Raw genomic sequence first — 12,360 nt, 5'->3', positions numbered from 1 at the left:
GAAACCACATCCATTTCCAGGTGAACATCCCAAAGCGATACTCAGTTCAAGATGCAGAGATCATGTTGAAATCCCGTAGTGCTAAAAGAATGTTCGAGCAACACCCCGGCTTTAGGAAACGGTATCCACGTGGGAGCTTTTGGAGTGGATACGAGCATCATGAGTCGATAGGAAAAATAAACTTGGAGGAATCCAGTGTGTACCTGCAACAGCAACAGCATCATCACGGGATAGCTGTCATTGATGATTCACAGCAACGGCTAACCGTGTTTACCGCCGAGTGAGATGTGGCATGACCGAGCCCCTTGTGGGCGAGGGCTTGCCGAGGAACGAAGGCGGAATGGGGTTATAGGGGCGTAGCCCCTATTTTACTCCTTTTTCATTTCTCATCGTGCTCATCGACGAATTCGATTACGATTTGCCTAAAGAGTCAATAGCTCAAGAACCATTGGTGGCTAGAGATAAATGCAAGCTGATGGTTTTAAATGGTGATGGAATCGAGCATAGAATATTTAGAGAAATCATTGAATATCTATCGCCGGGAGATGTCTTGGTCTTGAATGATACGAAAGTTATACGAGCCAAGCTCCGTGGGAGAAAGATTACGGGAGGAAAAATAGAATTGCTGTTGTTGGGGATGGAAAACGGTCTATTCAAATGCTTGGTAAAAGGAAAGGTGAGAGAAGGAACAAAAATTGTCGTAAAGGGATTTGAAGGAGAAATTGTGAAGAAAGACGGGGGAAGCGCTCAATCAATTTTCCTTGTAGCGAGGAAGAATTGGAAAAAAAGGGAGAGATGCCTTTACCTCCTTATATAAAAAAGAAATTGGAACATCCAGAGACGTACCAGACAATATATGTTAGCAAAAAAGGAGCAATTGCATTTGTCGGTGCGACACAATATACTTGGCATACAACAGGCGATCTCCGTACGGGGAATTCGGCAAACACTTATCATTTTTTTGAATATCTTATAACTAAAGGCTGTAGATGTGGTGATGCTCTTTATCAATCTAAGGAATGGTGTTATGATAACCATAAATCTCGTTATGATAATACTTTAGCATTTAACTTATGTGGCGATCCTTCTCTTGGCTTAATAATAAACCATCCACCAAACAAACCAGCCAAGCCATCTGGTCCAACCGAGGGAAAAGTAGGAAAAGACTATATTTATACAACATCAGCTATTGATCCAGATGGGGACAAAGTCAAATATGGATGGGACTGGAATGGAGACCTTGTTGTTGACGAATGGACTAACCTTTACGAATCCGGGGAAACGATGGAGTCCACTCATGCTTGGGACGAAAAGGGTAATTATAGCATAAGGGTAAAAGCAAAGGATGAAAGCGGCTTAGAAAGTCCTTGGTCAGATTCCTTAGTAGTCTCGATGCCAAAAATTTATGATAATTCTCTCTCGCTATGGCTACAGAAACTCAACGAATGGCTCTCGAAAATATTTGGAAGAGAGTTATTCCCAGGGATTTTCAACCTTTAACCATTTTTTCTTTTCCTCTACAACAATTCTTCAATTTCTTTTTTGTTGATACCCGCCTGTTTTAAAATTTCGAATAAAGTGCCTCTGGGCAGATCTTTTTTATGAAAGGGAACAACAACTCTTCTTTTCAATATGGGATGATAATAGATACGATGACTTCCTTTTGTTCTATCTAATATAAACCCTTTCTTTTCAAGAATTTTTATTAATTTTTCTGGTGTGAGAGAAGAAATTTTAGGCATCTAATTCTATCTTTAAATTATATTCAAAGGTTTCCTCATCAGAAGGTATTTCCTCCTCATGCTTTATCAGACTTCCTATATACAGTTCTATTGCTTCTTTAGCCATTTCAATCGCTTCTTCAATATCCTTGCCATAGGTAATACAGCCTGGCAGAGAAGGAACTATAACCGTATATCCTCCTTCTGGTTCCTTCCTGAACAATATCCTGTAATTCCGTAATTTCATGAATTTATATAAAACACGGTATAATAAAGTTTACTCAAAATTAAACATCCAGCTCTTGCAATAAGACATCCTAAAGTTTATTAGCTATGCACCATTAAAAATCTGAATGAGGATATATATAGAAACATATGGATGTGCGGCCAACCAGGGAGATGCATCGATTGCAGCTGGCATACTGGCGAAAAATGGGCATAAAATAGTCGAACATATAGAGGATGCTGACATCCTTATTCTTTTCACCTGCATTGTTATTGACAAAACCGAGCAACGCATGCTTCACAGAATGAAAATTTTCGGCGAAAGTGGGAAACCCGTCATCATTGGTGGGTGTATGCCATCCGCCCTTCCCAGCCTTGTAAAAAAAATTATGCCGTCTGCCGCTTTACTGCCGCCCCGATATATTCATCAGGTTTCCGAGGTGCTGGAAAAAAAGGAGGTGGCATTTTATCAGAAAGACAAGGCGACTTTGCCGAGAATGGTGGATAAAAAAACAAATATTCCAATATCCGACGGATGCCTTTACAACTGTTCTTACTGCATAACAAAAAAAGCAAGGGGCAATTTGACTTCATATTCAGAAGATGGAATCGCAAATGCTGTTCATGATGCTGTAGAAAGAGGATGCAGGGAAGTCAGGATTACATCGCAGGATACCGCAGCGTATGGTATGGACACCGGTGGTTCTCTTCCCTCCCTTGTCAATAAAATATGTATGATAGATGGAAATTTCATGGTAAGGATTGGAATGATGCATCCCATTTCTCTAAAAAGAGGAATGGATGAGATTACAGACCTATTTTTGAATGAAAGGGTTTACAAATTCTTGCATCTCCCTCTTCAGTCAGGCTCGGATGAGATATTGAAAAAAATGCGTCGGGGTCATACATTGGGAGAGTTTACGAACATTGTGAATAAACTAAGAAAAAAAATTCCAGATATAACATTGGCTACCGATGTCATAATCGCTTTTCCATCCGAAACTGAAGAACAATTTGAAGAAACATGTAATGCAATAAAAAAAATTAGGCCGGATGTGATAAATATAACAAGATTTTCTCCCCGTCCATATACGGATGTAAAGAAAATGAAGGGGCGGATTGGCACAAAGGAGGCAAAGGAAAGATCAAGAAAAATGACTGAAATAGCTTCACGCATAACTCTGGAAAACAACCGCAGATGTATCGGAAAGTCGTATAATGCCATTATACTCGAAAAGCATGGAAACTGGATGGTGGGAAAAACAGAAAATTATAAATCAGTTTTTTTAGAAGATGGAAAAATAGGAGAATTTGTAGAGGTAAAAGTAGGCGACACTACAGAAACACATCTTTTTGGGGCAATAGAAAATATCATATATAAAAAGAACTTATTACCTCTCCGATGATAAAAGAAGGAAGCCTGGTATTTCCCGGCGACACAATAGCAACATCCGAGGAACTGTTCCCAGGATATGGCACGAAAGACATTGGGGGAGATATAGTGGGAACAATGATTGGAAATTTTTTTGTTGATAAAAAGCGTCCGTCGGCCGAGATAAAGCCATTAACCAGCGTCCCTCTCGTTCTCAAAAAAGGAGACACCGTTATATGCGAGGTGGAGCACATCACAGACAAGATGGTACTGGCAAACATTCTCCATGCAGCCGGTGTATATAGGAAAGTAGTAGGGGAAAATGAGGGTGCAATCCGTGTTTCAGATATTGCAAAAGAATATGTAGTGAGTGCAAAAGATAAATACAAAATAGGCGATATTATACGTGCACAAGTAATACAGGTTGAGCCCACTCTCAGATTAAGCACCAACGGTGCGCACCTGGGTTCAATAAAGTCCTTCTGTATAGGCTGCAGGGCACCACTGGTAAAAAAAGATTTCGTTCTTGAGTGCCCCCGCTGCGGGCGAATTGAAGAAAGAAAGATAGCATCGGATTATGGTGAAGGCAATATCGACAAGAGGTGATATTATGGAGGTTGTGATAACCAAAGATAAAAAAAAGGAGTTTGAATTTGAAATAATAGGAGATAGTACAATACTGAATCTGCTGAAAAAAAAATTGCTTGAAAACAAAGATGTTGACTATGCAGGATGGAGCATAGAGCATCCTCTGCTGTCAAATCCAAAATTTTATGTAAGGGTGAAAAAGGGGGAAGCAAAGGAAATTGTGAAAAAAGTCATCAGCGATATAAAAAAGGATATAGAAGAAGTTAAGGGGCAATTAGAGGAATAAACACATGGAGGTTAGCCCGCCTGCCCAGGAAAAAGAAATCGGCATGGATGTTTTTTTCACAAAAATTCCAGGATTGGACGGCCGTATAAAAGTCGTACCAGAAGATTTTGTTGTGGAAGAAATATCTATTTTTCCTCCCCCGGGAGATGGAAAACACGTTATTGCCAGAGTTGAGGCAAAAGGTTGGGAGATGAATGCTCTTCTCAACAGAATGGCAGCAAAACTCGGAATGCCTGTTAACTTTATAGGATTTGCAGGTACTAAGGATAAAAGGGCGGTAACCAGACAAATCATGTCTTTTCCATGTTCGATAGAATCTGTATCAAATATGAAACTGCCCGGCGTTGAAATAGAGGTGCTGTATAAATCCCACCGTCCGGTTTTCAGGGGAGGGTTAAAGGGTAACAGATTTGATGTCACAATAAGGGATGTTGAAGAGGACGAAATAACAGTAGAAAGGATATGCAGGGAAATAGAGAAATCTGGAGGCTTTCCCAATTTTTTTGGGATTCAGCGGTTCGGGATAATCAGGCCTGTGACTCACCTGGTAGGAAAATATATAGTTCTTGGAGACATGAAAAAAGCTGTTATGAATTATGTTGCCAATCCCATAAAAGGTGAGGAACAGTCATCCTACAAAGCGAGAGAATTTTTAGAAGAGACAATGGATTTTTCCGAAGCGCTTAAAATTTATCCTAAAAAACTTTTATTTGAAAGACGGATGATAGCCTATTTGTCAAAAAATGAGGAAGACTGGACAGGGGCTTTAAAGAAACTGCCGAAAAACTTATCCAGCATGTTTATCCATGCCTATCAGTCATATCTTTTTAACAAAATTCTTTCAATGAGGTTGAAAGAAGGCATTCCCATTAATAGAGCTATAGAAGGAGATATTGTTATAACTTTAAGTAAGGGGGAGGTACAGAGCAGGCACGGAATTGAGGTTACCAAAAATAACTTGGATAAAGTGAACCATCAGATCGAAAAAGGTAATTGCTTTCCATCTGGCATCATCATAGGGCATAACATAAGGTTTGCAAATGATATAATGGGTAAAATTGAAAGGAAAGTTCTGAAAGAAGAAAGTGTTATGCCCGAAAAATTTATAATTCCCGGGATGCCCTTTCTGTCTTCACAAGGAATACGAAGGATAATTCTCTCTCCAGTGAGAAAGATAAGATGGAAAATGGAAGATAAAACATTGCGCCTATCATTTTCCTTGTTAAAGGGGTGCTATGCCACCTGCCTGCTGAGGGAATTTATGAAAGGAGATGTACAAAATTATTAATTTGGCATTTGCATTACCTGCTGTGATTCGATTGAAGACTCTGTCTAAGAAAAATAAGAACAGTATGCAACATTTCCAAGATTTCATGAAACATGTACTGGAGCCAGGTGTTCTTGACACAAAAACAAAGGAATTGATTGCATTGGGAACGGCCATAACTGCAAGGTGAGAGTACTGCATTACAATATATATAAAGAAGGCTCTAGATGCAGGTGCAAATCGAGATGAAATACTGGAAGCGTCCACAGTATCCATACTGATGAGCGGAGGGGCTGCACTAATGTATGTAGCAGAGGTCAAAAAGCTCTGGACGAGTTTGAGCAGGCATAACAAAAAGGATAACCTTCGTCCGACAAATTTGCAATTCATAAAGATTTAAAAACAGATATCGTTTTTATCTGATATGGAAAAAATCCAGGTAATAATGATATTCTCCAATACAATAATTATATTCCTAGCAGCAAATTCGTTTTATTATTTTAACCGATTGATGAAACTGGTAAAAGTAAGGAGGGGTGCAATACTTGCAACCAGCGGGGTTCTCCTCCTGCTGGGTTACATATTTTTTATTATGCCCCGGATGGCCATCGGGAGCTCTATTCCTGTAATGGAGAGCATTGCACATGTATTGATATTGGTGGCCTTTACTATTCTTTTATATGGTATAAGTAGAATATATATGGATTGGAGAGAAGTGATAAAATGATGAACGCTGACATTCTTGCTTTTATAAATTTCATTTTTTCCATTGCAATTCTAATTTTTGTCCTAAAGGTATATTCAGTTTACAAAAGGGCATATATCCTATGGTTTATTCTATCTCTCTCGATAGTGCCATTTATATTCATATACGATCTAATATGGTCATCACATGGGTCACCACTGGGAATTGTTGTATATCCTGTAAGTGTTATCATCGTTGAACTTGGCATAATAATAGCTCAGAAAAACCTTATATCGTCAATAAAGTCAGGGGAAGGAGAGGAATACAAGATGCTTTTGAGAGATGATGTTGCTATTCTAAGGTCATATGAACAACTCGCTAATTTTTTCATCGATAAAATAGCTCCCCTTATCGGCACAAACAGCATTAAGGAACTGCTGGAGAGTCGTATAGACAAACATCCATTGCTGGCAGGCAGTTACATAAGTGTTGATGAGCGTTTGAATACAAAAGCTATCGAGGAAGTTATAAATAAACTGGAGGTAGATGATCTTTCCCAAGCTTTTTATGATCTGGTATCTGGGTTAATTGAATTATATTCCGCTTTTGTTCCGTGGGAAAAGGCCATTGATGAATCGAGGAAAGCTATCGGAAGAGTTATAGAAAAAAATTTTTTGATATTTGACTGGATCATTCCGATAGTATTGTTCAGGACTGTCCTGGAGCCGGTGCTACGTAAATGCAGACCTGAAGACATAAAAGAAATTGCCATATTGCTGAATAGAAGTAATAGCGGGGTGGAAATAGGCAAAAACGGAAAGATTGATATAGCAGCTTTATATCGGCAGTATCCTGAAAAAAATAAAATGGATTTTATTATCCAGAAATTTTTGGACATCTTGAACAAAACCTATTTGATATTACAGCAGAGTTTAGGCGAGGACAATGTAAATTCCATGATAACTATGAATTTCAGGAAAATGCCAACAAATATAAAGGAAAAGTTATACGGAGAGGGCATGGTAGAAAAGTTACCGCGAGGGGTACTGGAGGAAGAAAAGGTAACCCTTATGAGCAGAGAAATGCTGGTTGAAGAACTCGTTGAGAGGAGAAAAAAACTGGAGAAAGCTTACCGGGAACTTGCAGAAGCAGAGTTAGGAAAAATGAAGACAACATTTCTTGATGTTGTTGCGCATGAGCTAAGAACACCTCTTACATCCATAAAAACGTATGTCGAATTGTTTAAAAGAGAAAAATTGGGAAAACTTACAAAAGTTCAGAAAGAGAAACTTGATATAATGGCGAAGAATGTAGATAAACTTACAAACTTAATAAATGACATGCTCCAGATACCTTCTATAGACGTTAAGGAACTGGAATTAAGGAAGGAAAAATTCTTTACAAGGGAAGTTGTTGAAGAAGTCATCGAAGATTGTAAAGAAATCTCGGATGAAAAGAAGCAATGTGTATCTATTAAAATACCCACCTCATCAACGTTGAAGGGGGATAAAAATTTATTTGGAAAAGCCATTAAGAATATACTTGTGAATGCAATAAGATATACCCCTCCTGGGGGAAAAATAAAAATATCTGCAAGAGCGGACGGTGAGAAAGTGCATCTGAGAATATCAGATAATGGTGCTGGCATACCAGAAGATGAAATCGATAGGATATTCGATCCGTTTTATACGGGGGACAATAAAAACGGAGGAATGGGACTTGGCCTGTCAATAGTAAAAAATATAATAGAGGGGCATGGGGGGAAGGTATGGGCTGAAAGCAAAGTTGGCAGAGGCTCCACTTTCCATTTGCTCATACCGGGAGAAGGAAAATGATGGAAAAAATAATGTTTGTTGATGATGACCCATCTATACTGGACGCTGCCAAAACTGCCATTGAGTCGTATGGATACAAAGTTATAACTGCAAAATCAGGTGAAGAATGTTTAGAAAAACTGGAAGATGCAAGTTTAGTTTTTTTGGATATAAAAATGCCCGGCATGGACGGAATAGAAGTACTGAAAAGAATAAAGAAAAAAATTGCTTCAATACCTGTAATTATGATAACTGCCTATGCCACCATAGACACCGCCATCGAAGCGATGAAGCAAGGAGCATTTGATTATATAAGGAAACCTTTCGATGTTGAGGAACTCGAGGGAAGTATACTAGCTGCCTTGGAAGAAATAAAGTTTGATGAATTGAAAAAATTAAATTTTGAGGGAGATGACTATTTTAAGAAATTCGAAGAGTTGATAAAAGATAGGAAGGGCATATGCATAACAAAAGATTTAGATAGAATTAAAGGAATGGATAACGTTCGTCCCATTAGTCTTGTAAAGGATTGGTATCCAAGAGATATCGAGGATATAAAAAAAGAATTATCAGAATTATTTGAGTATAATACTGTAATTTTACTGACAAATATTGAATACTTACTTGAGAAGAATTCCACTGACGAAGCAAGAAATTTTTTGAAATGGTTATACAGGATGTCTTCCACTAACAGGGGCACATTGATCCTTTCTACGGACTTCAAAAATGTTGATAATAAAATGGCAAATGAAATAAGCGATATAATAGCCGATATCAGGCTTGGCCTTTTTTCGGAATCAATATCCAATTATCTGAGAAGAAAAGTAATCCAGCTATTATCAGACAGTGAAAAATACAGCTTTACCAAGATAGCTCAAATGCTTAATATAAAAGATAACCCGAAGTTGAGTTTTCATTTGAAGAAACTGAGAGATGATGGGGTTATAGAGCAGGACGAGGATAAAAGATATTTTTTGTCAAGAGTTGGAAAGGATATCGCCGATGTTTTGGACAGTGTAAAGAATCGTAGGGTGAAAAATAAAACTGATCTCTTATGGATGCCCAAGGGCAAATAAAACATAGTCTACAAAAATCCTCTTTTGTTTAGTTCTTCTGTTATTATATCAACAGCTCTTGCAATGTCCTCTTTCTTTTTTGCTCCAGTACATACTATTTTGCCTGAACCAAAGAACAGGAATACCACACCAGGCTCATCGAGACGGTATACCATGCCCGGAAATATTTCTGGCTCATATTCTATATTCTCAAGTCCAAGAGCAAGCGATAGTTCCAATAAATTAAGCTTTACATGCAAATCCACCGAGGCAACAATGTTTTGAATATTCACCTCTGGCTTTATCACATCAAATCCTAATTCTTTCATCTTTGGATACAATTTTCTCATCGCGGTGTTTATGTCCTGTATATTTTTTGCCCCCGTACATATTACTCTTCCACTCTTAAACAGCAGAAATGCAGTTTTTGGCTTTTCTATGTGGTAAACAAGCCCTGGAAACTGATCGGGATTATACTTTGTATTTTCAAGTGAAGCCAGTATCTTATCTAAATCCAGTTCTTTTGCTATAACGGTCGAGGCGACCATGTTCTGTATTTTTATATCTGCCATATTCCCACTTTTATAATTTTGTTTAACCCACTTTTTTGAATTTATATCCATATTGAATAGCACCACGGGTTCCATCTTCCTCTATTCTCCTGAAGCACGACTTTACCTTCATTCCGATATGTATTTCATCTAATTCGCAGTCGACTATCTGTCCCATAAGGTAGCACCCCTCCTCCATTTTTATCAATGCAATGGCATAGGGTTCTTCTCCCTCAAAATCCGGAGGAGGTGCATAAATTATCGTATATGTTTCTACTGTTCCGGTCCCCTTAAGTTTATATTCCTCCATTTTTCCCATAGATTTTCTTCTGCATGTAGGGCATATGGCCTTTGGCGGGAAATATACTTTTCCGCATGACCCACATTTCGTTCCCGCTAAATTATACCTCTGTGGTATTTCTCTCCAATATCTTGACACACCCATTTATATCGCCTCCAGAATATGAACAACAGCAGTTCCTCCAGACCCACCAACATTGTGAGCCAGGCCTATATCCGCCTTTTCGATCTGCCTTTTACCAGCTTTTCCCCTCAATTGAAGAATAAGCTCATGTATCTGAGCTATACCTGTAGCACCCACAGGATGCCCCTTCGATTTAAGCCCCCCAGATGTATTTATGGGTATTTCGCCATCCAGGTTTGTCAATCCTTCATCCATAGTCTTTCCTCCCTTCCCTCTTTTTACAAATCCCAAATCTTCTATCGCCATTATTTCTGCTATGGTAAAACAATCATGCACCTCTGCAAAATCAATATCGGATGGTTTAAGTCCTGCCTGTTTATAAGCCTTCGATCCTGCTTCGATTGCAGCGGGAAGTGCATCGAGGCGGCTTCTTCCGTGAAGGGAAATGCTGTCCGATGCCTGTGCAGATGCCAGAATCTTTACCGGCTCATTTGTATATTCCTTTGCCTCCTCGAGGGGGGCAAGAACAAGAGTTGCTGCTCCATCAGTTATTGGACTGCAATCAAGAAGGTGCAGTGGGTCGGCAACCATCGTGGAATTTAGCACATCTTCTACAGTTATCCTCCTTTTGTACTGAGCTTTGGGGTTAAGGGAGCCATTGTAATGATTCTTTACAGCAACTTTTGCCAGCTGTTCCGATGTCGTCCCATATTTATTCATGTGGTAACGAGCCATTAATGCATAAAGTCCCGGGAAGGTGACGCCAAAGAAAGCTTCCCACTCCCTATCTGCAGCTGATGCAAGTATACTTGTTGCTTCTTTTCCTGCAACATCTGTCATTTTCTCTACTCCACCGACAACAACTATGTCATATACCCCAGATGCAACAGCAAGATATCCCGAATGGAGAGCCATGCTACCAGAAGCACATGCACCCTCAACCCTTGTTGATGGAATGTGAAGTTCGCTAAGTCCGGAAACTTCTGCTGCAAGAGAACCCAAGTGCTCCTGTCCCACGAATCTTCCGGCAGACATTGCCCCGGTATACATTGCGTCTATATCCGCACCATCTATTCCTGCATCTGTTATAGCAGCTATGCCTGCTTCAGCCACCAAATCACTGAATGATTTTTCCCATAGTTCGCCAAAATTTGTTACTCCGCTACCAATTATTGCAACTTCTCTCATCTAAATTCACCCCTATATCTCATATATATGGCATAATCAACATATACCTTATTATCTATCATTTCTCTGATCTTATTTCTCGGATAATTTTTTATTTTTTCGGTAACAGTTATATCAAAGGAATCGGAACCTGCACCTGAACCATATGATGTTGCCAGTATCCTATCTCCGGGTTTTGCTACATCAAGTACTGCAGAAAGGCCCAGTGGTGTCGACCCGGAGTAAGTATTGCCTATAATTGGACAAAGAAGCCCCTCCTCAATCTGTTCCTCTAAAAATCCCAGTTTCTTTGCTGCCCTCCTGGGAAACTTTCCATTTGGCTGATGAAAAATGGCATAATCATAATCTGATGGATTCGTCCCCACTTTGTCCATCAACTTTTTTGTACAGGCAATAACATGGCGAAAATATGCCGGTTCTCCTGTAAATCGTTCCCCATGACCAGGGTATGGTTCCCCCTCCCTTCTCCAGAAATCAGGGGTGTCGGTCGTATATGACACGTTTTCATTTATCTCTGCAATTAAGTTATCCTTTCCAATTATATATGCGGCGCCTCCGGCAGATGCAGCATACTCCAACGCATCTCCTGGTGCAGCCTGTGAGACATCGGCACCAACTGCCGTCCCATATTTTATCATACCTGCCTTTACTAGGGCCAGACATGTCTGAATGGCTGCTGTTCCTGCCTTACATGCAAATTCATAATCGGCTGCCGTCATATCTGGTGTAGCCCCTATTGCCTCCCCTACAATGGTCGCCGTAGGCTTCACGGCATATGGATGGGATTCAGAGCCAACATATACTGCCCCTATATCTTTTGGATCTATTCTGGACGATGCAACCGCACGGCGGGCTGCCTCTACAGAAATTGTAGCGGTATCCTCATCAATTGAAGGTACAGATTTTTCATAAATGTTCAGACCGGCAGATATGATCTTTCCAGTTTTCCCCCAGACTCTTGCTATTTCATCGGCCTTTATCCTGTATCTGGGGACATACGCCCCATAGCCAACAATTCCAGATTTTTCCATGTACTCACCTTGCTTCATCACATTGTATTCTGATATTTAAAAGTGACGGACTGCTATGGAGATACAAAATCATACAGTTTTTCTATCTGAGGGTTTATCTTTCCCCACCTTATTATAGAAAAAATGATGCCAACCATTTCTGGCTTTTCTATA

The 12,360-nt window shown here is 39.6% G+C and carries 18 protein-coding genes; 12 read left to right on the top strand and 6 right to left on the bottom strand.

The annotated features are described in order from the left end of the window. Nucleotides 1-8 precede the first annotated feature (8 nt). The 3 genes from U9O96_01670 to U9O96_01660 all read left to right on the top strand — a co-directional run bounded on the left by U9O96_01670 (nt 9) and on the right by U9O96_01660 (nt 1,500). Nucleotides 9-284 (top strand): hypothetical protein, encoded by a 276-nt coding sequence (locus U9O96_01670; protein MEA2053815.1) that lies wholly within the window; start codon nt 9-11, stop codon nt 282-284. A gap of 107 nt (nt 285-391) precedes the next feature. Continuing rightward, nucleotides 392-817, top strand: coding sequence for an S-adenosylmethionine:tRNA ribosyltransferase-isomerase (locus tag U9O96_01665; protein ID MEA2053814.1), 426 nt, complete (start codon nt 392-394; stop codon nt 815-817). Continuing rightward, a complete protein-coding gene (locus U9O96_01660; GenBank protein ID MEA2053813.1) occupies nt 778-1,500 on the top strand; it encodes a C25 family cysteine peptidase in 723 nt (240 codons plus the stop codon). The genes U9O96_01665 and U9O96_01660 overlap by 40 nt, the downstream gene beginning before the upstream one ends. A gap of 17 nt (nt 1,501-1,517) precedes the next feature. Here U9O96_01660 and U9O96_01655 read toward each other — a convergent pair whose 3' ends face one another. Then, nucleotides 1,518-1,742 (bottom strand): type II toxin-antitoxin system HicA family toxin, encoded by a 225-nt coding sequence (locus U9O96_01655; protein MEA2053812.1) that lies wholly within the window; start codon nt 1,740-1,742, stop codon nt 1,518-1,520. Beyond that, entirely contained in the window at nt 1,735-1,968 is a 234-nt protein-coding gene (locus U9O96_01650; GenBank protein MEA2053811.1) for a type II toxin-antitoxin system HicB family antitoxin, read from the bottom strand. Before U9O96_01650 ends, U9O96_01655 begins: the two co-directional genes overlap by 8 nt. Nucleotides 1,969-2,074: 106 nt before the next feature. On the opposite strand from U9O96_01650, the gene U9O96_01645 reads away from it, so the two are divergent. From U9O96_01645 to U9O96_01605, 9 genes are read left to right on the top strand one after another with little or no spacing between them, the layout of a single operon-like run. Further along, complete coding sequence (locus tag U9O96_01645; protein ID MEA2053810.1) at nt 2,075-3,352, top strand: tRNA (N(6)-L-threonylcarbamoyladenosine(37)-C(2))-methylthiotransferase; 1,278 nt, start codon at nt 2,075-2,077, stop codon at nt 3,350-3,352. Then, on the top strand, nt 3,349-3,924 hold the full coding sequence (locus U9O96_01640) for an exosome complex RNA-binding protein Csl4 (protein MEA2053809.1): 576 nt from the start codon (nt 3,349-3,351) through the stop codon (nt 3,922-3,924). The genes U9O96_01645 and U9O96_01640 overlap by 4 nt, the downstream gene beginning before the upstream one ends. Before the next feature lie 4 nt (nt 3,925-3,928). Continuing rightward, nucleotides 3,929-4,192 carry an RpoL/Rpb11 RNA polymerase subunit family protein gene (locus tag U9O96_01635; GenBank protein ID MEA2053808.1) on the top strand — a complete coding sequence of 88 codons (264 nt, stop codon included), beginning with the start codon at nt 3,929-3,931 and terminating at the stop codon, nt 4,190-4,192. A gap of 4 nt (nt 4,193-4,196) precedes the next feature. Next, a complete protein-coding gene (gene truD / locus U9O96_01630) occupies nt 4,197-5,480 on the top strand; it encodes a tRNA pseudouridine(13) synthase TruD (protein MEA2053807.1) in 1,284 nt (427 codons plus the stop codon). Nucleotides 5,481-5,502: 22 nt separating this feature from the next. Further along, nucleotides 5,503-5,649 (top strand): carboxymuconolactone decarboxylase family protein, encoded by a 147-nt coding sequence (locus U9O96_01625; GenBank protein ID MEA2053806.1) that lies wholly within the window; start codon nt 5,503-5,505, stop codon nt 5,647-5,649. A 9-nt stretch (nt 5,650-5,658) separates the two neighbouring features. Beyond that, nucleotides 5,659-5,859: a hypothetical protein gene (locus tag U9O96_01620; protein MEA2053805.1), complete on the top strand. Its 201-nt coding sequence runs from the start codon at nt 5,659-5,661 to the stop codon at nt 5,857-5,859. Nucleotides 5,860-5,883: 24 nt separating this feature from the next. Next, nucleotides 5,884-6,186, top strand: coding sequence for a hypothetical protein (locus U9O96_01615; protein MEA2053804.1), 303 nt, complete (start codon nt 5,884-5,886; stop codon nt 6,184-6,186). Beyond that, nucleotides 6,183-7,979, top strand: coding sequence for a HAMP domain-containing sensor histidine kinase (locus U9O96_01610; protein ID MEA2053803.1), 1,797 nt, complete (start codon nt 6,183-6,185; stop codon nt 7,977-7,979). Before U9O96_01615 ends, U9O96_01610 begins: the two co-directional genes overlap by 4 nt. Further along, entirely contained in the window at nt 7,976-9,034 is a 1,059-nt protein-coding gene (locus U9O96_01605) for a response regulator (protein ID MEA2053802.1), read from the top strand. The genes U9O96_01610 and U9O96_01605 overlap by 4 nt, the downstream gene beginning before the upstream one ends. Nucleotides 9,035-9,042: 8 nt before the next feature. Here the strand turns inward: U9O96_01605 and U9O96_01600 are convergent, their stop codons facing one another. From U9O96_01600 to U9O96_01585, 4 genes are read right to left on the bottom strand one after another with little or no spacing between them, the layout of a single operon-like run. After that, on the bottom strand, nt 9,043-9,585 hold the full coding sequence (locus tag U9O96_01600) for a TATA-box-binding protein (GenBank protein ID MEA2053801.1): 543 nt from the start codon (nt 9,583-9,585) through the stop codon (nt 9,043-9,045). A 22-nt stretch (nt 9,586-9,607) separates the two neighbouring features. Next, on the bottom strand, nt 9,608-10,009 hold the full coding sequence (locus tag U9O96_01595) for a Zn-ribbon domain-containing OB-fold protein (GenBank protein MEA2053800.1): 402 nt from the start codon (nt 10,007-10,009) through the stop codon (nt 9,608-9,610). Then, nucleotides 10,010-11,176: a thiolase domain-containing protein gene (locus U9O96_01590; GenBank protein ID MEA2053799.1), complete on the bottom strand. Its 1,167-nt coding sequence runs from the start codon at nt 11,174-11,176 to the stop codon at nt 10,010-10,012. Continuing rightward, nucleotides 11,173-12,207 carry a hydroxymethylglutaryl-CoA synthase gene (locus U9O96_01585; protein ID MEA2053798.1) on the bottom strand — a complete coding sequence of 345 codons (1,035 nt, stop codon included), beginning with the start codon at nt 12,205-12,207 and terminating at the stop codon, nt 11,173-11,175. The genes U9O96_01590 and U9O96_01585 overlap by 4 nt, the downstream gene beginning before the upstream one ends. Nucleotides 12,208-12,360 lie beyond the last annotated feature (153 nt).

The organism is Candidatus Thermoplasmatota archaeon, assembly GCA_034660695.1.
GTDB lineage: Archaea > Thermoplasmatota > E2 > UBA202 > DSCA01 > JAYEJS01.
Note: the sequence above shows the minus strand (reverse complement) of the source record. Positions and strands in the feature narration are given on the sequence as shown.

Excerpts from the sequence above, each read along its gene's own strand:
- U9O96_01655 (MEA2053812.1), bottom strand. The coding sequence starts at position 1,742 with ATGCCTAAAATTTCTTCTCTCACACCAGAAAAATTAATAAAAATTCTT.
- U9O96_01650 (MEA2053811.1), bottom strand. The coding sequence starts at position 1,968 with ATGAAATTACGGAATTACAGGATATTGTTCAGGAAGGAACCAGAAGGA.
- U9O96_01645 (MEA2053810.1), top strand. The coding sequence starts at position 2,075 with ATGAGGATATATATAGAAACATATGGATGTGCGGCCAACCAGGGAGAT.
- U9O96_01640 (MEA2053809.1), top strand. The coding sequence starts at position 3,349 with ATGATAAAAGAAGGAAGCCTGGTATTTCCCGGCGACACAATAGCAACA.
- U9O96_01635 (MEA2053808.1), top strand. The coding sequence starts at position 3,929 with ATGGAGGTTGTGATAACCAAAGATAAAAAAAAGGAGTTTGAATTTGAA.
- truD (MEA2053807.1), top strand. The coding sequence starts at position 4,197 with ATGGAGGTTAGCCCGCCTGCCCAGGAAAAAGAAATCGGCATGGATGTT.
- U9O96_01615 (MEA2053804.1), top strand. The coding sequence starts at position 5,884 with ATGGAAAAAATCCAGGTAATAATGATATTCTCCAATACAATAATTATA.
- U9O96_01610 (MEA2053803.1), top strand. The coding sequence starts at position 6,183 with ATGATGAACGCTGACATTCTTGCTTTTATAAATTTCATTTTTTCCATT.
- U9O96_01605 (MEA2053802.1), top strand. The coding sequence starts at position 7,976 with ATGATGGAAAAAATAATGTTTGTTGATGATGACCCATCTATACTGGAC.
- U9O96_01600 (MEA2053801.1), bottom strand. The coding sequence starts at position 9,585 with ATGGCAGATATAAAAATACAGAACATGGTCGCCTCGACCGTTATAGCA.
- U9O96_01595 (MEA2053800.1), bottom strand. The coding sequence starts at position 10,009 with ATGGGTGTGTCAAGATATTGGAGAGAAATACCACAGAGGTATAATTTA.
- U9O96_01590 (MEA2053799.1), bottom strand. The coding sequence starts at position 11,176 with ATGAGAGAAGTTGCAATAATTGGTAGCGGAGTAACAAATTTTGGCGAA.
- U9O96_01585 (MEA2053798.1), bottom strand. The coding sequence starts at position 12,207 with ATGGAAAAATCTGGAATTGTTGGCTATGGGGCGTATGTCCCCAGATAC.